The sequence below is a fragment of the Halobacterium noricense genome (assembly GCF_021233435.1).
Classification (GTDB): domain Archaea; phylum Halobacteriota; class Halobacteria; order Halobacteriales; family Halobacteriaceae; genus Halobacterium; species Halobacterium noricense.
The window spans coordinates 2,550,170-2,569,638 of sequence record NZ_CP089468.1; the positions used below are offsets into that span (position 1 = coordinate 2,550,170).

Annotated in this window: 20 protein-coding genes and 1 tRNA gene; 10 read left to right on the plus strand and 11 right to left on the minus strand. The window is 67.8% G+C overall.

Features of this window, described 5'->3' with window-relative positions:
- Positions 1 to 193 precede the first annotated feature (193 nt).
- Positions 194 to 532 (minus strand): hypothetical protein, encoded by a 339-nt coding sequence (locus LT974_RS13700; RefSeq protein WP_232588188.1) that lies wholly within the window; start codon positions 530 to 532, stop codon positions 194 to 196.
- Positions 533 to 768: 236 nt separating this feature from the next.
- On the opposite strand from LT974_RS13700, the gene LT974_RS17790 reads away from it, so the two are divergent.
- The 6 genes from LT974_RS17790 (at position 769) to LT974_RS13725 (ending at position 6,725) form a co-directional block, all read left to right on the plus strand.
- Positions 769 to 900, plus strand: coding sequence for a hypothetical protein (locus LT974_RS17790; protein ID WP_269785407.1), 132 nt, complete (start codon positions 769 to 771; stop codon positions 898 to 900).
- Positions 893 to 1,945: an isocitrate lyase gene (aceA, locus tag LT974_RS13705; protein ID WP_232588189.1), complete on the plus strand. Its 1,053-nt coding sequence runs from the start codon at positions 893 to 895 to the stop codon at positions 1,943 to 1,945. Before LT974_RS17790 ends, aceA begins: the two co-directional genes overlap by 8 nt.
- A complete protein-coding gene (gene aceB / locus LT974_RS13710; protein ID WP_232588190.1) occupies positions 1,938 to 3,248 on the plus strand; it encodes a malate synthase AceB in 1,311 nt (436 codons plus the stop codon). The genes aceA and aceB overlap by 8 nt, the downstream gene beginning before the upstream one ends.
- 318 nt (positions 3,249 to 3,566) lie before the next feature.
- Positions 3,567 to 4,685 (plus strand): tRNA (guanine(26)-N(2))-dimethyltransferase, encoded by a 1,119-nt coding sequence (locus tag LT974_RS13715; protein WP_232588191.1) that lies wholly within the window; start codon positions 3,567 to 3,569, stop codon positions 4,683 to 4,685.
- A 22-nt stretch (positions 4,686 to 4,707) separates the two neighbouring features.
- Positions 4,708 to 5,904, plus strand: a complete 1,197-nt coding sequence (locus tag LT974_RS13720; RefSeq protein WP_232588192.1) for a YihY/virulence factor BrkB family protein — start codon at positions 4,708 to 4,710, stop codon at positions 5,902 to 5,904.
- Positions 5,901 to 6,725, plus strand: coding sequence for a phosphatase PAP2 family protein (locus tag LT974_RS13725; RefSeq protein ID WP_232588193.1), 825 nt, complete (start codon positions 5,901 to 5,903; stop codon positions 6,723 to 6,725). Before LT974_RS13720 ends, LT974_RS13725 begins: the two co-directional genes overlap by 4 nt.
- A gap of 51 nt (positions 6,726 to 6,776) precedes the next feature.
- Here the strand turns inward: LT974_RS13725 and glnA are convergent, their stop codons facing one another.
- Positions 6,777 to 8,153 carry a type I glutamate--ammonia ligase gene (gene glnA, locus LT974_RS13730; protein ID WP_232588194.1) on the minus strand — a complete coding sequence of 459 codons (1,377 nt, stop codon included), beginning with the start codon at positions 8,151 to 8,153 and terminating at the stop codon, positions 6,777 to 6,779.
- A gap of 124 nt (positions 8,154 to 8,277) precedes the next feature.
- Here glnA and lrp point away from each other — a divergent pair, with 124 nt between their 5' ends.
- The gene (gene lrp / locus LT974_RS13735; protein ID WP_232588195.1) at positions 8,278 to 8,739 is read left to right on the plus strand and encodes an HTH-type transcriptional regulator Lrp; all 462 of its coding nucleotides are present in this window, start codon (positions 8,278 to 8,280) and stop codon (positions 8,737 to 8,739) included.
- Positions 8,740 to 8,990: 251 nt separating this feature from the next.
- Here lrp and thsB read toward each other — a convergent pair whose 3' ends face one another.
- From thsB to LT974_RS13765, 6 genes are all read right to left on the minus strand, one after another.
- Positions 8,991 to 10,655, minus strand: coding sequence for a thermosome subunit beta (thsB, locus tag LT974_RS13740; protein WP_232588196.1), 1,665 nt, complete (start codon positions 10,653 to 10,655; stop codon positions 8,991 to 8,993).
- 170 nt (positions 10,656 to 10,825) lie between these two features.
- Positions 10,826 to 11,047, minus strand: a complete 222-nt coding sequence (locus LT974_RS13745; protein WP_232588197.1) for a TRAM domain-containing protein — start codon at positions 11,045 to 11,047, stop codon at positions 10,826 to 10,828.
- A 50-nt stretch (positions 11,048 to 11,097) separates the two neighbouring features.
- A complete protein-coding gene (locus tag LT974_RS13750) occupies positions 11,098 to 11,376 on the minus strand; it encodes a hypothetical protein (protein ID WP_232588198.1) in 279 nt (92 codons plus the stop codon).
- A 268-nt stretch (positions 11,377 to 11,644) separates the two neighbouring features.
- Positions 11,645 to 11,726, minus strand: a tRNA-Ser gene (locus tag LT974_RS13755).
- Positions 11,727 to 11,772: 46 nt separating this feature from the next.
- Entirely contained in the window at positions 11,773 to 11,961 is a 189-nt protein-coding gene (locus tag LT974_RS13760; protein ID WP_232588199.1) for a hypothetical protein, read from the minus strand.
- Positions 11,962 to 12,345 (minus strand): Rid family detoxifying hydrolase, encoded by a 384-nt coding sequence (locus tag LT974_RS13765; RefSeq protein WP_232588200.1) that lies wholly within the window; start codon positions 12,343 to 12,345, stop codon positions 11,962 to 11,964.
- A 117-nt stretch (positions 12,346 to 12,462) separates the two neighbouring features.
- Between LT974_RS13765 and LT974_RS13770 the strand changes: the two genes are divergently transcribed.
- Positions 12,463 to 13,305, plus strand: coding sequence for a hypothetical protein (locus tag LT974_RS13770; protein WP_232588201.1), 843 nt, complete (start codon positions 12,463 to 12,465; stop codon positions 13,303 to 13,305).
- Here LT974_RS13770 and ilvA read toward each other — a convergent pair whose 3' ends face one another.
- Positions 13,306 to 14,535: a threonine ammonia-lyase gene (gene ilvA / locus LT974_RS13775; RefSeq protein ID WP_232588202.1), complete on the minus strand. Its 1,230-nt coding sequence runs from the start codon at positions 14,533 to 14,535 to the stop codon at positions 13,306 to 13,308.
- A 266-nt stretch (positions 14,536 to 14,801) separates the two neighbouring features.
- Here ilvA and LT974_RS13780 point away from each other — a divergent pair, with 266 nt between their 5' ends.
- On the plus strand, positions 14,802 to 16,103 hold the full coding sequence (locus LT974_RS13780) for an MATE family efflux transporter (protein WP_408611724.1): 1,302 nt from the start codon (positions 14,802 to 14,804) through the stop codon (positions 16,101 to 16,103).
- A 244-nt stretch (positions 16,104 to 16,347) separates the two neighbouring features.
- Here LT974_RS13780 and citZ read toward each other — a convergent pair whose 3' ends face one another.
- Positions 16,348 to 17,484 (minus strand): citrate synthase, encoded by a 1,137-nt coding sequence (citZ, locus tag LT974_RS13785; RefSeq protein ID WP_232588204.1) that lies wholly within the window; start codon positions 17,482 to 17,484, stop codon positions 16,348 to 16,350.
- A gap of 184 nt (positions 17,485 to 17,668) precedes the next feature.
- Between citZ and LT974_RS13790 the strand changes: the two genes are divergently transcribed.
- Positions 17,669 to 18,862 carry a potassium channel family protein gene (locus tag LT974_RS13790; protein WP_232588205.1) on the plus strand — a complete coding sequence of 398 codons (1,194 nt, stop codon included), beginning with the start codon at positions 17,669 to 17,671 and terminating at the stop codon, positions 18,860 to 18,862.
- Between the two features lies 1 nt (position 18,863).
- Here the strand turns inward: LT974_RS13790 and LT974_RS13795 are convergent, their stop codons facing one another.
- Entirely contained in the window at positions 18,864 to 19,457 is a 594-nt protein-coding gene (locus tag LT974_RS13795) for a hypothetical protein (protein WP_232588206.1), read from the minus strand.
- Positions 19,458 to 19,469 lie beyond the last annotated feature (12 nt).

The window sequence follows — 19,469 nt, forward strand, 5'->3', positions numbered from 1 at the left end:
CGGTTGACAGCGAGCATCCGCGAGCGAGCGGCTCGAAGAATCCGAGCGAAGCGGTTCACTCCACGAGCGAACGAAGTGAGTGAGTGGAGGCCGACGACCGAAGGGAGCGCCGTAGGCGCGAAGTGAGGGAGGAGTGCTTTTAGCGTAGCTTTTGCCAGCGAGCGGCCGGAGGCCGCGAGCGCAGCAAAAGGTACTAGATGAAATCCCTAACTTCACTATAATACATGTCGTGGTGGTCGACTTCGCCGACGCGTTCGGCGATGTCGGTGGCGATGGCGTGCCAGCAGGATTCGTCGTGGTCGAGGTTGTACTGGCTGTCTTGGCAGTTGCAGTTGCCTTCTTCGACAATATATTCGTCTTCGTGGCCGACGACGACGGTGAAGTCGTTGTACTGTTTGACGCGGCCTTCGCTGGCGGCTTCGATGGCGCGCTGGCCGCGGTCGCCGTGTTCGGCGAGGATGCGTTCGGTGATGGGGGCGGTGAGTTCGCCGGTGTCGGCGAGTGCGGCCCGCCAGTCGTCGACCTCGGGCACGACCCGCTGTTGGGCGGGGCGTGGTTTAGCAGGTTCGGTCGCGCGTCCGTGGTACGGGTTGGCGTATCAAAATAATTCCTTAATTATTGTTAATGCCATTCGAGCCATATTACATTATTATTCATTAACTTTATGCGGCTGGTCGTCCCGTCACCAGTTGCGATGCCCGTAGTACGCCACCGCACGACTGCTCGCACCGACTATCGACCGCCACAACGACCCACAGAAACCCCACCATGCCCACCTACACCGACATAGAGAACACCGGCGCGCCGGTCGTCCCGGACCTCCGGGGCGACGCCGACGAGGAAGAATCGCTCGCTGAGACCGTCTGGAGCCACCGACACACGGAGCCAACTGATGAGTGACGACTACCCCGACTACACGCACCGAGACATCGACAACGCCGCCGGCCGCGAGTTCCGCGAGCTGCTCGCGGACGACGACCCCTACGTGTTCGCGCCCGGCCTCTACCACGCCCTCGACGCGCGGCTCGCCGAACGCGCCGGCCACGACGCCGTCTACATGAGCGGCTACTCGACGGTCCTCGGGCAGTTCGGCTTCCCGGACCTCGAAATGGTGTCGATGACCGAGATGGTCGAGAACGCCAAGCGCATCGTCGACGCCACCAGCCTCCCGGTCGTCGCTGACGCCGACACCGGGTACGGCGGCGTCCACAACGTCCGGCGCGCCGTCCGCGAGTACGAGAAGGCCGGCGTCGCCGCGATTCACATCGAGGACCAGACGACGCCCAAGCGCTGTGGCCACATCGCCGGGAAGGAAATCGTCTCCCGGGAGAAGGCCCGCGCGCGCTTCGAAGCCGCCGTCGACGCCACGCAGTCCGAGGACACCGTCATCATCGCGCGCACCGACGCGTACGGCTCCGCGAACGGTGACTGGGAGGAACACCTCGAACGCGGCCGCATCTACGCGGACGCCGGCGTCGACCTCGTCTGGCCGGAGATGCCCGACCCGTCCCGCGAGGACGCCGTCGAGTACGCCGAAACCATCCACGAGACCCACCCGGACCTCGATCTGGCGTTCAACTACTCGTCGTCGTTCGCGTGGAGCGAGGAGGACGACCCGCTAACCTTCGAGGAGCTCGGCGACCTCGGCTACGAGTACATCTTCATCACCCTCTACGGCCTCCACTCGGGCGCGCACGCCGTCTACGAGGACATGGAGAACATCGCGAACAACGCCGAGCAGGCGCAGTTCGACCTCGAAGACCGCTACCTCGGCCACGAGACCGAGAGCCACCACGACCTCTCGCTGGTCAGCCGCTACCAGGACATCGAGACCCAGTTCGACCCCGAGGCTCGTCGCCGCATCGAGGAGTCCGAGGGGTACAGCGAGGACGAGAGCGACCCGATTACGGCCGACGACGAGGCCGCGGCGACGCAGGATGACTGACCCGACCGCGCGCCACTACGAGCGCGAGTTCGTGCGGACGTTCTTCACGTCCCCGACGGCCGTGGAGGGCGAGGACGACTCCGCGAAACTGCTGCGCAGCGCGGCGCAACTGCGCGGCATCGAGGCACCGGACGTCTGGGTGCCGGACAACGAGGACGCCACCGCGCCCTCGATGCGCACGGAGGGCGCACGGAACATCGTCGACGTGGTGAGCGAGCACGGGAGCGAGTTCCCCGGCGAAATCCACCCGCGCGTGGTCTGGCACCGCGAGCGCCCGTCCACCCGCTACCGCGGGTTCCAGCAGATGCTCACCATCGCCGACCCTGACGGCGGCGCTGTCGAGCACATCGACGGCTTCGTCGTCCCGGAGGTCGGCGACATCGACGACTGGAAGAAGGCCGACGAGGCCATCACCGTCGTCGAACACGAGCACGGCCTCGACGAGGGCAGCCTGTCGATGTCGGTCATCGTCGAGAGCGGCGAAGCCGAGCTCGCGATGGGCGACCTCCGCGAGGAGATGGGCAACCCCTCGAACAACCTCGAACGCATGTTCCTGCTCGTCGACGGCGAAGTCGACTACACCAAGGACATGCGCGCGATGACCCCCACCGGGGAGCTGCCACCGTGGCCCGAACTCCGCCACAACACCTCCCGGGGCGCTAGCGCCGCCGGCCTCGTCGCCGTCGACGGTCCCTACGACGACATCCGCGACGTCGACGGCTACCGCCAGCGCATGCAGGACAACCGCGCGAAGGGGATGACCGGCATCTGGTCGCTCACCCCCGAGCAGGTCGAAGTCGCCAACACCGCGCCACTCCCGCCCGAGACGGGGAGTTGGCTGCTCGACGTCGACGGCCGCGAGGTCGAACTCGACGCCGAGGACGACCGCCAAGTCTACGACGGCGACGACCTCTCCCTATCGGAGTCGGCCGGCGGCTACGTGCTCGGTGTCGGCGGCGACGAGCGCGAACTCTCGGAGGAGGAGCTCCGCGATGAACTGCTCGACCGGACGTCATACGTCCCCAGCATGAACGACATCGTCGACTCCATGGAGGAGTTCGAAGCCGCGAAGGAAGCGGGCAAGGGCGCCATCGCGATGACCCAGGCCGCCACCCTCGACATCGACGGCGTCACTGTGGACCTGAGCAAGGACCGGATGTGGGACGAGGCCACTTACCAAGCCGCTCAGACGCCGATTACCCTCTTCCAGGACGTCTACCAGCACCGCCCCGACCAGCACGACGACCTCCAAGCCAAGTACGGCGAAGACGTCGTCGAACGCGCCACGAACGTCGGGAACTGACGACGCGCGGCCGCACGCGGACGTGCTCAGCCCGCTCGCGGCCGTTCCGTCGGCATCCAGAATCTCGTAGCTCGGGAGGTTCTCGCCTCCCACTTCTCGCGACCCACAGTGCTCGCTGTGCTCACGCCTCGCTACGCTCACCGTTCGCGTGGTTCGAGGGCGCTTCGCGCCCTCGCAGCTCACGGCTCACTGTGTTCGCCGTTCGTCGTTCCGTGCTCTCCCGTCTGGTCGCGCACGCGCTCAGCGCTCGCTTATTCCGAGGAGGTTTCACCTCCTCGCAACCGTCGGCCTTTTTTCTGCGTCGCACCGAGTAGCGGTATGCTCGTCGAGGAAGGCGGCGTGACCGTCGAAGTACCCGGGGAGGCCGGCGGCGGCGAGGGTGTCGGCGAAGGCGTGTTCTTCAACCCCACGCAGGAACTCAACCGGGACCTGACGGTCGCGGCGCTGTCGGCGTACCGCGAGCGCGAGCCGCGCGCGGGGACGTACCTCGACGCGATGGCCGCCAGCGGCATCCGCGGCGTGCGCGCGGCCAACAACGACTGGAAAACGACGCTCGCGGACCTCGACCCCGATTCGGTCGAACTCTCGCGGGCGAACCTCGCGCGCAACGACCTCGACGGCGAGGTCGTCCAGCGCAACGTCAACAGCCTCCTCCACGAGGACGGCCAGTTCTTCGACGTCGTCGACCTCGACCCGTTCGGGACGCCGATTCCGTTCGCGGACGCGGCGTTCGCGAACGCCCGCAACCTCGTCTGCGTCACCGCGACCGACACCGCGCCGCTGTGTGGTGCGCACTTCGAATCCGGCGTCCGGAAGTACTCCGCAGTCCCCCGGAACACTGAGTACCACGCCGAGATGGGGCTGCGCGTGCTGCTGTCCGCGCTCGCCCGCACCGCCGCGCGCTACGACGTCGGCGTCACGCCCATCTTCAGCCACGTCAGCGACCACTACGTCCGTACGTACCTCGACCTCTCACACACCGCGACCGAGGCCAACGAAGCCATCGACGAACTCGGCTACGTCTACCACTGCCAGGAATGCCTCCACCGCGAGTACGAGTACGGCCTGATTGCGGACTCGCCGGAGACGTGTCCGCGCTGCGGCGGCCGGCAGGTGCTGCCTGCAGGCCCGCTGTGGCTCGGCCCCGCCCACGACAGAGAGTTCGTCGCGGGGGTCCGCGAGCACGTCACCGACTACATGGGTACCGCCAAGCGCGCGCGCAAACTACTCGATACCATCGCGGGCGAGCTCCACGAACCCACGCACTTCGACCAACACCGCCTCTACAAGCAGTGGTCCGAGCCCGCCGTGGGCATGGACGAGTTCCTCGACGAACTCCGCGAGGCGGGGCTGGCGGCCTCGCGCACGCAGTACGGCGGCACGACGTTCAAGACCGACGGCACGCTCGCCGACGTCGAGGCCGCGGTCCGCGAGTAGCCGGCGCGCAGTAGCCCGATTTATGACCCACCACGTCGAAGCCCGTGACGTGACACGAATCGGGTCCGCCGTCGGGGTCGCGCGGCGCGTGGTCGGGACGGCCCAGGACGAGCAAGTGACGTTCCTCTCCGCGGCTGTCGCCTACTACGCGTTCGTTTCGCTGATTCCGCTGCTGGTGTTGGCGGTCGCGGTCGGGACCGCGCTCGGCGGCGTCGAACTCGTCGACGGCGTCGTCGGCGCGCTCGACCAGTTCCTCACCGCGTCCGGCGAGCAGGCACTCCGGGACGCGATGACGAACGCGCGCGGCCGCACGAGCGCGACGGCCATCAGCCTCCTGCTGTTGACGTGGTCCGCGCTCAAACTGTTCCGCGGCCTCGACGTGGCGTTCTCGCAGGTGTACGGCGTCCAGGAGCCCGAGTCGCTGCTCGAACAGGTCGTCGACGGCGTCGTCGTGCTGCTGACGCTGCCGCTGGCGGTCGGCGCAGCAATCGTGGTGACCGTGCTCGTGCCGTATCTCGACGTCCTTCCGTACCTCGACCTCGCCAGCGCGCTGACGCTGCCGGTCGCGCTCACGCTGGTGTTCCTGCCGTCGTACTACGTCTTCCCGGACGTCGAGATGTCCGTCCGGGAAGCGCTGCCGGGCGCAGCGTTCGCCGCGGTCGGGTGGACGCTGCTCGTGCAGGGGTTCCGCGTGTACGCCGCGTACGTCGGCGGCGGCGAACTGTACGGGATTCTGGGCGGCGCGCTACTCCTCGTGACGTGGCTGTACTTCGGCGGCATCGTTATCACCCTCGGTGCGGTACTCAACGCCGTGCTGTCGGGACGACCTGACGACGACGAGAAGCCGGAGCCCGAGCCACCGAACGAGGCACCGGACGTCGCCGAGCTCGGCGCGGAAGTCGAGGCGTTGCGCGCAGAACTGGACGCCAAGACCGTGCGCAAGTCCGAGCTGGAGGCGGACCTCAAGCAGTACGTCCGCCAGCGCCTGCGCCGCGGAAAGGCCCGCGGCTGGGGGCCCTACCTCGTGTTGCTGTACGGCACCCTGATGACCGTCGGCGCGTTCCACTACCTCGACGGCGGCTGGTCGATACTGGCGATGCTCGTGGTGTGGCTGTCGACGCTGGGCCTGTACGTGCTGATGGTGTTGTTCGGCCTGAGCATCAACGCGGTCGGACTTCCGAGCCGCATCGCCGACCGCGTGCGGTCGTGGCGACGATGAGCCCGATCGACAGGAGCGTCAGCGTCACGGAGACGCTGGCGGGCGGCGTCCCCGAGACGCTGGTGCCGGTGTTTGTGGTGTTGACGTTCCTCGGGAGCACGTGGTTCGTGACGACCGTCGGCCCCGCGGTCTACCTGTTCGGCCCAAAGCGCGGCTGGCTGTCGCGCCGCGACGGCGCGCGCCTGCTCGCGGTGAGCATCGGCGCGCTCGCGCTCGTCGTGCTCGCGAAGGGCCTGTTCGCGGAGCCGCGGCCCCCCGAGTCGGTGATGCGCATCGCCGAGGACGGCAACGGCTTCCCGAGCGGCCACGCGACCGGCGCGGCGGCGTTCTACGGCGGGCTCGCGGCGCTGCTCGACGTGAACGACCGCGCGCGCCGGTACGCCGCAGCGGCCGGGATGATTGCGCTCGTCGCATTCACGCGGCTCGTGCTCGGCGTCCACTACCTCGGCGACGTGGTCGCGGGCGCGCTCCTCGGCACGGCGTTCGTCGCGGGGCTGCTCGCGCTCACCCGCCGCCGCATCGGCTACGGGTTCGTCGTCGCGGCCGTCACCGCCGTCGCGGCCGTCGTACTCGTTGGCCCCACGGAGGACCCGGTCGCGGCGCTCGGCGGGACGGTCGGCGCGCTCGTCGGCTGGTGGCTGGTGACCCGCCGCGGCGCGCTGCTGAACGACGTCCCGGTGAAGGCCGCGGCCCCCATTCTCGTCGTGCTCGGCGGGGCCGCAGCGCTCACGCTGAAAGTCGACGCAGTGTTGCCCGCGATCGGCGTCGCGCACGCTGTCGCCGGCGTCGCGTTCGTCGCGCTTCCGGTCCTGCGGCAGTAACGCCGTCGCTGGTCGGCGCGCGACGCGAAAGAAAACGCGGAGTGGAGCCGTTTAGAACTTCTCGAGGTAGCGGTCGAGCTCCCAGTCGGAGACGTCGACGCGGTAGTCGTCGTACTCTGCGTTCTTCGCTTCGAGGAACTTCTCGGCGACGTGGTCGCCGAGCGCGTCCAGGACGACCTCGTCGTCTTCGAGTTCGTCGAGGGCGTCACCGAGGTTCGACGGCAGCGTTTCGATGCCGTACTCCTCGCGCTTGGCCTCGTCGAACTCGTAGATGTTCTCGCGGACCGGGTCGTCGCAGTCGAGGCCGCGCTCGATGCCGTCGAGGCCGGCGTGGATGAGCGCCGCGAACGCCAGGTATGGGTTACACGACGGGTCCGGGAAGCGCGCTTCGATGCGGCTCGCGGACGGCACGCGCGCCGCGGGCTTGCGGATGAGCGCGGAGCGGTTGCGGTCCGACCACGCGACGTACACCGGCGCTTCGTAGCCGGGGACGAGGCGCTTGTAGGAGTTCACGGTCGGGTTCGTGACCGCGGCCAGCGCCGGCGCGTGTTCGAGGACGCCAGCGGTGAACTGCTTGGCCGTCTCCGAGAGGTCGAACTCGTCGTCGGGGTCGTGGAACGCGTTCTCGCCGTCGTCGGTGAACAGCGAGAAGTGCGCGTGCATCCCGGAGCCGTTGATGCGCGGGATGGGCTTGGGCATGAACGTCGCGTGGAGGTCGTGCTGGGCCGCGATGGCGCGCACGACGGTGCGGAACGTCCCGACGTTGTCGGCGGTCGTGAGGGCGTCGTCGTACTCGAAGTTGATTTCGTGTTGCCCCTCCGCAACCTCGTGGTGAGAGGCTTCGATTTCGAAGCCCATGTCTTCGAGACCGTAGATGATGTCGCGGCGGACGTCGCTCGCGAGGTCCTTCGGCGCGAGGTCGAAGTAGCCGCCGGCGTCGTTGGTCTTCGTCGTCGCGCGGCCGTCCTCGTCCTCCTCGAAGAGGAAGAACTCGGGTTCGGGTGCGGCGTTGACGGTGTAGCCCATCTCCTCGGCGCGGTCGAGGGCCTGCTTGAGCACGTAGCGCGGGTCGCCCTCGAACGGTTCACCGGTGGAGGTGTCGACGACGTCGCAGATGAGGCGCGCAGCGCCACCTTCTTCCTCGTCCTTGCGGGTGCGCCACGGAAGCACGGAGAACGTCTCGGGGTCGGGAACGAGGCGCATGTCCGACTCCTGGATGCGGACGAAGCCTTCGATGGACGAACCGTCGAAGTAGATACCGTCCTCGAACGCCTTCTCCGCCTGACTGGCGGGGATGGAGACGTTTTTCACGGTGCCGAGGATGTCCGTGAACTGGAGACGGAGGAAGTCGATGTTCTGTTCGTCTATCTTCTCGAGTACTGCCTGCTCGCTCGGGCTGAGGCCCTCACTAGGATTCCCGTTCGTCATATCTGTGGACAGTCCAGACGAGTACATCCACTATTAAAGCAGTAGCGGTTAGCGTAATTTTGGGAGATGAAACGATAACTGAACATTCGTAAACTTCTATATGCCGGAGACGGTAGGGGTGTGTATGACGTACGAAAACCTCGACGCGCACCTCGTCAACGAACTGCTGGCCGACGGCCGCGCCAGCCTCCGCAGTCTCGCCGACGAACTCGACGTATCGGTGACTACCGTCTCCAACCACCTCAAAGACTTGGAAAACGAGGGCGTCATCGAGGGGTACGTCCCGATCGTCGACTACGACCAGCTCGGCTACGACGTCACCGCCATCATCCAACTCAAGGTCGAGGGTGGCGCGCTCCCCGACATCACCGACCGCTTCCGCGACCACAAGCAGATGGTCTCCGTCTACGAGGTCACCGGCGACCACGACGTCATCGCCGTCGGGAAGTTCAACGACACCGACGACATGAACGCGCTCATCAAGGAACTGCTCTCGGACGCCGACATCAAGGAGTCCAACACGAGCGTCGTGCTCAACGCCGCCGCCGAACACCAGCAGTTCGAACTCGACGTCGACGACGAGTAACGCGACCACTCCTTTCTGCGACCGCGCGTGACCCGGAGCCGCCCCTGTCCAGCGAAACATCGAAAGAAAATCGTGAGTAGTCAGCGGACGGTGCAGCGCGGAGGAACGGGCGCATCCGGCAACCGGAGGTCGCCGGTTCACAGCGCGCGAAGCGCGCTGGCGCCGAACCCACCGAAGGTGGGTGACGGCGCTTTTTCCCCAAGTTTTTGCGAACGAGCGGCCGAAGGCCGCGAGTGTAGCAAAAAGTGGGTTTACATCATCCCGCCCATGCCGCCGCCCATGCCGCCTGCGGGGCCGCCGGCACCGCCCTCGTCACCCTTGTCGGTGGAGAGGTCGCCGGCGGAGATGATGTCGTCGATTTTGAGCACGAGGTTCGCGGCTTCGGAGGCGCTCGTGACGGCCTGCTCTTTGGCGTGTGCGGGCTCGACGACACCGGCTTCGAAGGTGTCTTCGAGGTTGCCGGAGAGCACGTTGAGGCCGGTGCGTTCCTCGCCGGATTCGTGCGCGGAGCGCAGGTCGACGAGCGTGTCGATGGAGTCGAGGCCGGCGTTCTCGGCGAGCACGCGCGGCACGAGCTCCAGGGAGTCCGCGAACGCTTCGACGGCGAGCTGTTCGCGGCCGGAGACGGAGTCCGCGAAGTCGCGGAGGCGGTCGGCGACTTCGACTTCGATGGCACCGCCGCCGGGGAGGACGCGACCGTCGCTGAGCGTCTGCGCGGAGACGTCGAGGGCGTCAGTGACGCCGCGTTCGAGCTCGTCGACGACGTGGTCGGTGGAGGCGCGCAGGAGGATGGTGACGCCGTGGGCGTCCTCGTCGTGACCTTCGACGTAGAAGAGTTCGTCCTCGCTGTCGCGGGAGATAGAGCCGCTGGCGACGTTGGCTGCGGTCGCGGAGTCGAGGTCCGTGACGACCGCCGTGTTGAGGACGTTCGTCAGGAACTCGATGTCGGACTTCTTGGTGCGGCGGATGGCGAGGATGCCCTCCTTCGCGAGGTAGTGCTGGGCCATGTCGTCGATGCCCTTCTGGCAGAAGACGACGTTCGCGCCGGTGTCGACGATCTGCTGGACCTTCTGCTTGAGCTGCTCCTCTTCCTGGTCGAGGAAGGACTGGAGCTGGTCGGGGCTCTCGATGTTGACGGAGGTGTCGGCTTCGGCTTCCTCGACCTCGATGGCCTCGTTCAGCAGGAGAATTTCGGCGTCCTCGACGTCCGTGGGCATCTCGTCGTGGACCGGGTCCTTGTCGATGGCGGCACCGACGAGGAGCTCGGAGTCACCGACCGCGCGGCCGGTCTGGGTCTCGACGTTGATGTTCGCGGCGTCGACGACGGTGCTGCCGTCGGCGGCTTCGACGGAGACCTGGTTGATGGCGTCGTAGATGATGCCGGAGAGCAGCTCCTTGTCGAGCTCGGCACCCTTGCCGGTCATGGAGGTCTCGGCGACGCTGCGGATGAGGTCCTCGTCCTCGGGGTCGACGTCGATGGCGACGTTGTCGACTTCCTCGCGGGCCTGCTCGGCGGCGAGGTTGTAGCCCTTGATGATGGCGGTCGGGTGGATGTCGCGCTCGAGGAGGTCCTCGGCGTTCTTGAGGAGTTCGCCCGCGATGGCGACCGCGGTCGTCGTGCCGTCGCCGGCCTCGTCTTCCTGGGTTTCGGCGACTTCGACGATCATCTCAGCGGTCGGGTTGTCGATGTCCATCTCCTGGAGGATGGTGACGCCGTCGTTCGTGATGGTGACGTCGCCCATCGAGGAGACGAGCATCTTGTCCATCCCTTTCGGGCCGAGTGTGGAGCGAACGGCGTCCGCGACGGCTCGTGCCGCGGAGATGTTGTGCTCCTGGGCGTCCTTGTCCTTCACGCGCTGTGCGTCGTCTCCCATGATGATCATGGGCTGCCCCTGCATCCGCTGTTGTTGTGCCATAGGTACCTGGATGATTGATTGTGATTCTATATAAAGTCTTCTATTCCGTTTCGAGACCGGTCCCGCACCGAACGGGAGAAGACGCCCTGAGTCCCGCGGAAAATCACTACACGGCCCGAATAGTGTGTTAGTCGTTCACATGAGACGAGCGCGGCGAACCGGCCTTTAAGTCAGGCGACGTCGGACTCGTGCTCGACTAGCTCCGCCATCGCGAACTCCGGCTCAACGCGGTCGATGCGCACCCGCACGCGGTCGCCCATGTCGGCCTCCGGCACCAGCACCACGAAGTCGTCGACGTGTGCGACGCCGTCGCCCTCGTCGCCGATGTCCTCGACGTCCACGACGTACTCCTCGTCCTCCTCGACCGGTACGGGTGTGTCTGATTCGCGCATACACTCCCGTTCCCGACCCGGCGAAAAGAGCGCTGGGGCCGATGCGGCGGTCAGGACTCGTGGTGCGAGCGCCACGCGTCTTCGAGGTCGTCGCGGAAGTCGTGGAATTCGTTGACCGCGTAGTGGTGCGCGCCGATGCGCTCGCCGAGCGGCTCGCCAGTCTCCTCGTCGACCAGCGCGTAGTACTCGCGGGCGACGTCGCCGTCCTCGCGCTCCTCCTCGACTTTCTCCAACAGGAGGTCGCCGTACTCGACGCTCTCGCCCAACTCGTGGTAGCCCAGTTCCAGCACCTTCCGCGCGGTGTCCTCGTCGATGTTCGGCGGTTCCATACCGACGACTCCGGCCGGCCCCCAAGTAGGCGCTGTGGCCGTTCGCTGGAAAACGCTGGATGCTCGATTACGCACTAGTTTGAGACGCCAACTCCCAAATAGAGCATACGCGCGGCTCTGCCTACCGGGATTTGAACTGGAGGAAGACGGTCCTGCTCGCTGTGTTGCGCGGGCTGCGACTTCCAGAGTTCAAATCCCGCCGTCGTTTACGAAACCATCGCGCGCCCAGCGACAGAACCGTCGCTGGGCGGCGCGAGTACGGTGAAAGCGCCGGGACAGGGATTTGAACCCTGAACCCCGTAAGGGGACACGCTTTCCAGGCGTGCGCTTTGCCATTCGGCCATCCCGGCCCGTCGTAACCTATCCGGGTCTGTCGTTTAAACCCTTCTTTTCGCGTCAGCGGAGGCGAGTGGCCGCGAGGTGGGCGACCAGCGAGGACGCCGCGAAGACGACGGCGGCGACGCCGAGCAGGGGGAGGAAGCCGACGCCGTCGCCGGTGAACAGCCGGTAGCCCTGCGCGAGCACGAGGAACGCGAGCGCGCCGACAGCGCCCCACGCCAGCGTATCCAACGTGGAGCGACGCATCTAGTCGCGCTGGGCGGCGACGGCTTCGATTTCGACGGCCGCGCCCTTCGGGAGCGCCGAGACTTCGAGCGCGGAGCGGGCGGGCGGGTTGTCCTGGAAGTACTCCTTGTACGCCTCGTTCATCGCGTCGAAGTCGTCGATGTCGTCGAGGAACACCGAGACCTTGAGCACGTCCTGCATCGTGAGGCCCTCGGCTTCGAGGATGGCTTTGACGTTTTCGAGGCTCTGGCGGGTCTGGGTGGCGATGGGTTCGTCGTCGAGGAGGTCGCCGTCCGGCGTCAGGGGAATCTGGCCGGCGGTGAAGACGAGGTCGCCGTCGGTCGTCGCCTGGCTGTACGCGCCGACCGCGGCGGGCGCGTCGGGGGTGTCGATGATGCGTTTCATGTCCGGTGAGTCGCGGTCACACGTATTAAAGACCGGCGTCAGCGTTCGACGGCGGCCGCGGAGCCGGCAGACCTTCGGAGCCACCAGGTTCGTGTCCGTTCGCCCGCAAACGAGCGTATGCGTGGCCGAACAGTCGCTGCCGGTCTCGCCGTATCTCTGGCTGGTGCCGCGGTGTGGCGAGCGCGCGACGTGCCGTTCAGTCCAGTGACCGGTGGGAGCCGCATCGGCGCGGAGTTCGTGACACGGCGCGGGCTCGCCGCCGAGGACGCCGAACTCGTCGGCGAGATGGACGACATGGCAGAGTTCGCGCGTCCCGACTTCGACCCGGAGCGCGTCGCGGGCGACGTGCGGCGGTTCTACGAGCGCACGACCGAGTACGAGATGTTGCTGCGCGCGCGCTGGCACCGGCCGTTCCGGACGGGCGCGCGGCTCGCCGCACCCGTGACGACCCGCCTCCGTCAGTTGAATCTCCCAGGGCCGAGCGACGAGGACTGGCACCGACTGGGAAGCGAGTTCGTCGCGCTCGACCCCGACGTCGACTCACGGGACGGCGCGCGGGCGTGGATTCGCACGGACGAGGCCGGCGAGGCGGTGTTCGTGGCGCTGTACGCGAGCCACGAGCGCGACGGCGAACGGTTCGTGAACATCGCGGCCCCGCTGCCCGGCAGCAACCTCTCGACGGTGCTGTGCATCGGCCACCTCGGCGCGGGCGAACAGACGGGCGTGGAGTTGACGACGAGAGCGCCCGGCGACCCCGGCCTCTACTGGGTCACGCCGCCCGTCGGATTCGCGCTCCCGGCGGACCAGCGGTTCCGCGTGTGGCCGACGGACGGGTCGGTGAGCGCGCCCGCAGAAGTAGACGACCCGACCGACGGCGACGCGGTGGCGCTGGCGACCCACGAGATGTGGCTGTGTGGCGCGCAGTTCCTCACCGTCGAGTACGCGGTCGTCCCCGCGTAGTCAGTTCTGGGGCCGTGGGCCGTTGAGCACGGTGACCTCGAAGCCCGCCTCGCGGATGCGGTCCAGGAGCGCGTCGACGTGCTCGGGGCCGCGGGTTTCGAGGTCGAGTTCGACTTCGGCGGCGTTCATCGCGATGTCGCGGTTCGTGCGGTCGTGCTGGATGGCGTAGATGTTCGCGCGCTCGTCCGCGACGACGTCGATGAGGTCGTCGAGTGCGCCCGGACGGTCCTTCAGGACGGTGCGAATTTTCACGTAACGGCCTTGGTCGACGAGCCCGCGCATCACAGCCGTCGTGAGGAGATTGAGGTCGATGTTGCCGCCGCAGAGCGCGGGCACGATGACCTCGTCGTCCTCGTAGACGAACTTCCCCTCCAGCAGCGCCGCGAGTGGCGTCGCGCCCGCGCCCTCGACGAGAGTCTTCCCGCGTTCGAGCATCAACACGAGCGCGGTCGCGATTTCGTCGTCGGAGACAGTGACGACCTCGTCGACGCGCTCCCGGACGACCGGGAACGTCTTCTCGCCGACCCGGCGCACGGCGATGCCGTCCGCGATGGTGTCTACGGAGTCGACGGCCTGCGGCTCGCCTTTCTGGAGCGAGGAGGCGACCGTGGAGGCACCTTCGGCCTGCACACCGACGACGCGGACGTCCGGGTCGTGGGCCTTCACGGCGGTCGCGACGCCGGAGATGAGCCCGCCGCCGCCGATGGGGACGACGACCGTATCGAGTTCGGGGAGGTCGTCGACGATTTCGAGGCCGAGCGTTCCCTGCCCGGCCATCACGCGCTCGTCGTCGAAGGCGTGGACGTAGGTGCGCCCCTCCTCGGCTTCGAGTTCGTGGGCGTGCGTCTGGGCGGCGTCGTAGTCGACGCCGTGGAGGACGACCTCCGCGCCGTAGCTCTTCGTCGCCTTGATTTTCGAGATGGGCGCGGTTTCGGGCATCACGACCTTCGCGTCGACGCCCGAGCGAGAGGCCGCGAGCGCGACGCCCTGTGCGTGGTTGCCCGCCGAGGCGGTGACGACGCCGGCGTCGCTCTCGGCCGCCGAGAGCGTGCGGATGCGGTTGGTCGCGCCGCGAATCTTGAACGACCCCGTGCGCTGGAAACACTCCAGTTTCAGGTGGACCTCCGCGTCAGTCATCGTGGAGAACGTGTTGGAGTAGTCCAACGGGGTGTGTCGAGCGACGTCAGCGACGCGCTCGCGGGCGTCGAGCACGTCGTCGAGTGCGATCATGGTCGCGACTACGACGCAGTTGCTGTTAACGGTTGGTGGTGTGCTCCAAGAATACGTGGGGAACGGAGCGTGTGACGATTGCGACGACAACCCGGACACTGATAAAACCGACCAAAGCACGGTGAAAGTGAAAATGGTCGGCTACGGCGGGGCGTCCCCTATTAGGGGCAGACCGACAGCGATTTTTCGCGGCGCTGAGAGTCTCGACCGTGCGCTCCCGACTCCGTGCGGTGTGGCGGCGCGTCTTCGCGCTCGCGTGGCCCGTGATGGCCGAGCAGACGCTCCGCACGCTGATGCGGACCGTCGACGTCGTCGTCACCGCCGCCATCTCGCCCGCCGCCGTCGTCGCGGTCGGTATCGCGGACCTCTACGCGCGATTCCCGCTGCGCGTCGGCCTCGGCCTCGGCGGCGGCGCCATCAGCCTCTCCAGTCAGGACACCGGCCGCGACGCCACCGTCACCCGCGACGAAGCCATCACGCAAGCCGTCCTCGTCGGCGCGCTCGCCGGCCTCCCATTCGCCGCGTTCGGCGTGCTGTTCGGCCCGGCCGCCATCCGCCTGCTCGGCGCCGCCCCCGACGTCGTCGCGCTCGGCAGCACGTACCTCGCCATCATCCTCCTCACGGCACCCGCGCGCCACGTCGCGCTCATCGCTGCCCGTGCACTCCAGGGAACGGGCGACACCCGCACGCCGATGTACGTCAACGCCGTCTCCAACCTCGGGAACGTCGCCGGTAGCGTCGGCCTCGGTCTGGGCTACTTTGGCCTCCCCGAACTCGGCGTCGTCGGCGTCGGCGCCGCGACCGCCGCCGCGAACACCTTCACTGCCGTCGCGCTCACCATCGCCATCGCGTCCTCGTACACCGCCGCCGGGTTCGCACGCCCGCGCTCTCGAATCATCACGAAACAGCTGTTCGCGGTCAGCCTCCCGAAAATCGCGGAAGGCGGCGTCTCCGCGCTCGCGGAGTTCCCGTTCAACGCCCTGCTGCTCTCGTTCGGCACGAACGTCAACGCCGCGTTCCAAATCGGCCGCCGCGTCTACCAGCAGGTCACCGGCCCGCTCTCCCGGGGCTACAACGTCGCCGCGAACGTCGTCGTCGGCCAAGCGCTCGGCGGAGGCGACCCCGGGACCGCGCGCTTCGACGGCTGGGCGGTCGCCGCGCTCGGCGTGCTCACGGTCGGTGCCGTCGGCCTCCTCCTCTCGTACTACGCCCGGCCGCTGGTCGCGCTGCTCGCCGACGAACCCGAGACCGTCCGACACGGCGTCTGGTTCGCCCGCGCGTACGGCCTGAGCGCGCCGTTCCTCGCGGCGTTCGTCGGGCTCTCGGGCGCGCTCCAGGGAGCCAGCGAGACCCGCGTTCCGTTCGTCGCGCGCGCCACCGGCATGCTCGGCTTCCTCGTCGGCTTCTCCTGGCTCGCCGGCCGCACGCTCGACTACGGCCCGGTCGCGGCGTACTGGGGCATCGCGCTGTCGAACGTCTGGATGGCTGCCGTCGTCGCCACCGGCTTCCACTACGGCGGCTGGGCGAGTCGCGCAGCGTCGATGATGGCGGAGCGAAGCGACGCGTAGAAGGACTCCGTCAGGGCGCGACTGGGTCTACCGTTCGTCCAGCGGCACGAAGTCGCGCTCCTCCTCGCCGACGTACCGGGAGCGCGGACGGATGAGGCGGTCATCCAGGACCTTTTGCGCTGCGCTCCCTGCGGTCGCTCGGCAAAATCTCCGCCAAAAGCACTCCTCGCTCCAGCCGCGCTCGCGATGCTCGCGCGTTAGTCGCTCGTCGGCCCGCTCACGAAGCGAGCGGAGAGTGAACGGCTTACCGCTCGTTGAGCGGCACGAACTCCTGGCCTTTCTCGCCGACGTACCGGGAGCGCGGACGGATGAGGCGGTTGTCCTCGTACTGTTCGAGCACGTGGGCGATCCAGCCGCCGGCGCGGGACATCGCGAAAATGGGCGTGTAGATGTCGACCGGGATGCCCATCTGGTAGTACGTCGACGCGGAGTAGAAGTCGACGTTCGGCGCGAGGCCCTTCTCCTCTTTGACGTACTCCTCGATGGCGACGCTCATCTCGTACCACTTCGTGTCGCCGGCGGCCTCGCCGAGTTCCTCGCTGCGCTCGCCGAGAATCTTCGCGCGCGGGTCCTTGACGTTGTAGACGCGGTGGCCGAAGCCGGCGACGCGCTTGCCGTTTTCGAGGGCGTCCTCGACCCACTCGACGGGCTCCTTGTCGGACTCGTCGATGGTCTGGAGCATGCGCATGACGTTCGCGTTCGCGCCGCCGTGGAGGCTCCCGCCGAGCGTGCCGACGGCCGACGTAATCGCGGAGTGGAGGTCCGCGAGCGTGCTGGACGTGACCAGCGAGGAGAACGTCGACGCGTTCAGCCCGTGGTCGGCGTGGAGCACGAGCGCCTGGTCGAAGACGTCCGCGAGCACGTCGTCGGGCTCCTCGTCGTTCAGCATGTAGAGGAAGTTCGCCGCGTGGTCGAGGTCGTCGCGGGGCGCGACGCGGTCGTCGCCCTCGCGCAGGCGCGTGAACGCCGCGACGATGGTCGGAATCTTGGCGGTGATGCGCTTGCCCTTCCGGAGGTTCGCCTCGCGGTCGGTGGGGTCGGCGTCGGCGTCCGGGTCGAACGCCGACAGCTCCGAGACCGCGGTGCGCAGCGCCGCCATCGGGCCCTCGTCGGCGGCCGCGAGGTCCGCGACGAGGTCGAGCACGTCGTCGTCGAGCTCGCGGTGCGCGGTCATCTCCTCGCTGAACGCTTCGAGTTCCTCCCCGTCGGGGAGGCGGCCGTGCCAGAGCAGGTAGAGGACTTCCTCGTAGCTCGCGCCGCGCGCGAGGTCCTCGATGGTGTACCCGCGGTAGACGAGTTTGCCCTCGTCGCCGTCGATGTAGCTCAACTCGGACTCCGCGACGAGCACACCTTCCAAACCCTTCTTGAGTTCGTCGGCCATGTGCGTGGGTTCTTGACGGTTCTACCTAATGTGTGTCGGTTTCCTTCACGGTCGTCTACGAAAATATTGCACGAGAGAACGATTACCGAGCGTTTCGTGTGAACTCGTAGCACGATTTTGGCGGTCGCAGCGAGCGCCCCGACTGACGCGAACGTTTTTCGGGGGCGGGGGCGAATCCGGGGACATGAGCGGCCGCGTCGAGTACGAGCCCGCGAGCGTGAAAGCCCTCCTCGCGGAGATGAAAGACACCGCCGAACTCCTCATCGACCTCTCCTACTCGGCGGTGCTGCACGGCAGCGACGACGTGGCGGCGGAAGTCCTCAAGCTCGAAGAGCGCATGGACGTCCTCCAGTTGCGCGCACGCATGAGCCTCCTGATGGCGGCGCGCAACCCCGAGGACGCGGAGACGCTCGCGCCCGTCCTGGGCGTCGTCGGCGCGGCCGAGAAAATTAGCGACGCGGCCGGAGACATCGCGAAGGTCGTCCTCGAAGACATCCGCGTGCCCGAGGCGATTCGCGCGGCGCTCCCCGAAGCCGTCGAGTCGCTGGAGCGCGCGGAGTTGGCCGCCGACTCCGAGTACGCCGGCCGCACGCTCCTGGACGTGAACTTGGAGACCGAGACCGGGGTGCGCGTGCTCGCAATTCGGCGCGGCGGCGACTGGCTGCTGAACCCGGACCGTGACACGGAACTGACGGCAGGGGACGTGCTGTTGCTCCGCGGGCCGGAGGAGCGCATCGGCGGCGTCTACGAGACGGCGACCGGCGAGGCCTACGAGCCGCCGGCGGTCCCCGAGCCGAGCATCGACGACCTCGGGCGCGCCGTCGACTCCGTGGTGACGATGAAGAACATGAGCGAGCTCTCCGTCGACCTCGCGTACGGCGCGGTGCTGTTCGACTCGACGGACCTCGCGGCGGAAGTCGTCGAGCTGGAAGCTGAAGTGGACGCGCTGAAGTCCCGCTTCGAGGCGTGGACGCTGCGGGCGGCGAGCCGCGTCGAGGACCCGGTGTCGCTGCGCGGGCTCGTCCACATCGCTACCGCGACGGAGGTCATCAGCGACGCCGCGGTCGAAATCAGCGAGGGCGTGCTGCGCGGGCTGGACACGCACGTCGTCGTCCAGGAAGCCGTCGAGGAGTCCGACGAGGTCATCGTCCGGGAGACCGTCGAAGCCGGGAGCGCGCTCGACGGCGCGACGCTCGGCGGGAAGGAAGTCGCGACCGAGACCGGGATGCGCGTCATCGCGGTGCGGCGGCCGGACGCGGACGTCGACGAGTGGGTCGTCCAGCCCGGCCCCGAGACGGAGGTCACGGCTGGCGACGTGCTGTTGGCGAAGGGGACGCGCGCGAGCGCCGACCGCCTCCGCGACCTCGCGTCGGCGTGAGTCAGTCCAGTACGTCGCGCTCGGCGGCGACCGCGCGGAGCGCGAGGTCCGGCAGCGGCACGGAGAGGTAGTCGCGGCCGTCCGCGTAGCCGGTCACGGAGAGCACCGCGGTGTCCGCGGTCTCGAAGCGCAACTCGAAGCCGACGGGGTCGTCGGTGATGCGCGGCGTCGTGACGCGCGTGTCGACGCCGCTGGCGACGACGTTCCGGCGGCGTTTCGCGAGCCGGGCAACCAAGTCGGAATCGACGCCGAGCGCGTCGTATCCGGACTTGCCGCCCCGTACGCGAGACAGGAGCCCGCCCGTTTCCGGTGGGTGGACGCCGTGCCGGGCGTACACGTAGCCGTCCTCGCGCCGGACGACGAGCCGAGCCGTGCAGTCGGTGCCCGCGAGTTCGACCGGACACGTGAACGCGTAGCGCTTGTCGGCGTGGCTGGTCTCGGCGACGTCGAAGTGCTTCCCGCCCGGAGACTTGTCCGCCCCACGCAGCGGCGCGAGCACGCCAGCAACGACGGCGGACGTCGACGGGAGTCCCTCGCCGCTGTCCGCGTCGTCACCCGTGTACGCGGCGAGCCGGGTCGGGAAGTCCTCAGCCATCTTCGAAAGGAA

Coding starts and splice junctions, on each gene's coding strand:
- thsB (WP_232588196.1), bottom strand. CDS start 10,655: ATGGCACAACAACAGCGGATGCAGGGGCAGCCCATGATCATCATGGGA.
- LT974_RS13795 (WP_232588206.1), bottom strand. CDS start 19,457: ATGGCTGAGGACTTCCCGACCCGGCTCGCCGCGTACACGGGTGACGAC.
- LT974_RS13765 (WP_232588200.1), bottom strand. CDS start 12,345: ATGAAACGCATCATCGACACCCCCGACGCGCCCGCCGCGGTCGGCGCG.
- lrp (WP_232588195.1), top strand. CDS start 8,278: ATGACGTACGAAAACCTCGACGCGCACCTCGTCAACGAACTGCTGGCC.
- glnA (WP_232588194.1), bottom strand. CDS start 8,153: ATGACGAACGGGAATCCTAGTGAGGGCCTCAGCCCGAGCGAGCAGGCA.
- aceB (WP_232588190.1), top strand. CDS start 1,938: ATGACTGACCCGACCGCGCGCCACTACGAGCGCGAGTTCGTGCGGACG.
- LT974_RS13760 (WP_232588199.1), bottom strand. CDS start 11,961: ATGCGTCGCTCCACGTTGGATACGCTGGCGTGGGGCGCTGTCGGCGCG.
- LT974_RS13750 (WP_232588198.1), bottom strand. CDS start 11,376: ATGGAACCGCCGAACATCGACGAGGACACCGCGCGGAAGGTGCTGGAA.
- citZ (WP_232588204.1), bottom strand. CDS start 17,484: ATGGCCGACGAACTCAAGAAGGGTTTGGAAGGTGTGCTCGTCGCGGAG.
- LT974_RS13770 (WP_232588201.1), top strand. CDS start 12,463: ATGCGTGGCCGAACAGTCGCTGCCGGTCTCGCCGTATCTCTGGCTGGT.
- LT974_RS13720 (WP_232588192.1), top strand. CDS start 4,708: ATGACCCACCACGTCGAAGCCCGTGACGTGACACGAATCGGGTCCGCC.
- LT974_RS17790 (WP_269785407.1), top strand. CDS start 769: ATGCCCACCTACACCGACATAGAGAACACCGGCGCGCCGGTCGTCCCG.
- LT974_RS13780 (WP_408611724.1), top strand. CDS start 14,802: ATGGCCGAGCAGACGCTCCGCACGCTGATGCGGACCGTCGACGTCGTC.
- LT974_RS13725 (WP_232588193.1), top strand. CDS start 5,901: ATGAGCCCGATCGACAGGAGCGTCAGCGTCACGGAGACGCTGGCGGGC.
- LT974_RS13745 (WP_232588197.1), bottom strand. CDS start 11,047: ATGCGCGAATCAGACACACCCGTACCGGTCGAGGAGGACGAGGAGTAC.
- aceA (WP_232588189.1), top strand. CDS start 893: ATGAGTGACGACTACCCCGACTACACGCACCGAGACATCGACAACGCC.
- LT974_RS13715 (WP_232588191.1), top strand. CDS start 3,567: ATGCTCGTCGAGGAAGGCGGCGTGACCGTCGAAGTACCCGGGGAGGCC.
- LT974_RS13790 (WP_232588205.1), top strand. CDS start 17,669: ATGAGCGGCCGCGTCGAGTACGAGCCCGCGAGCGTGAAAGCCCTCCTC.
- ilvA (WP_232588202.1), bottom strand. CDS start 14,535: ATGATCGCACTCGACGACGTGCTCGACGCCCGCGAGCGCGTCGCTGAC.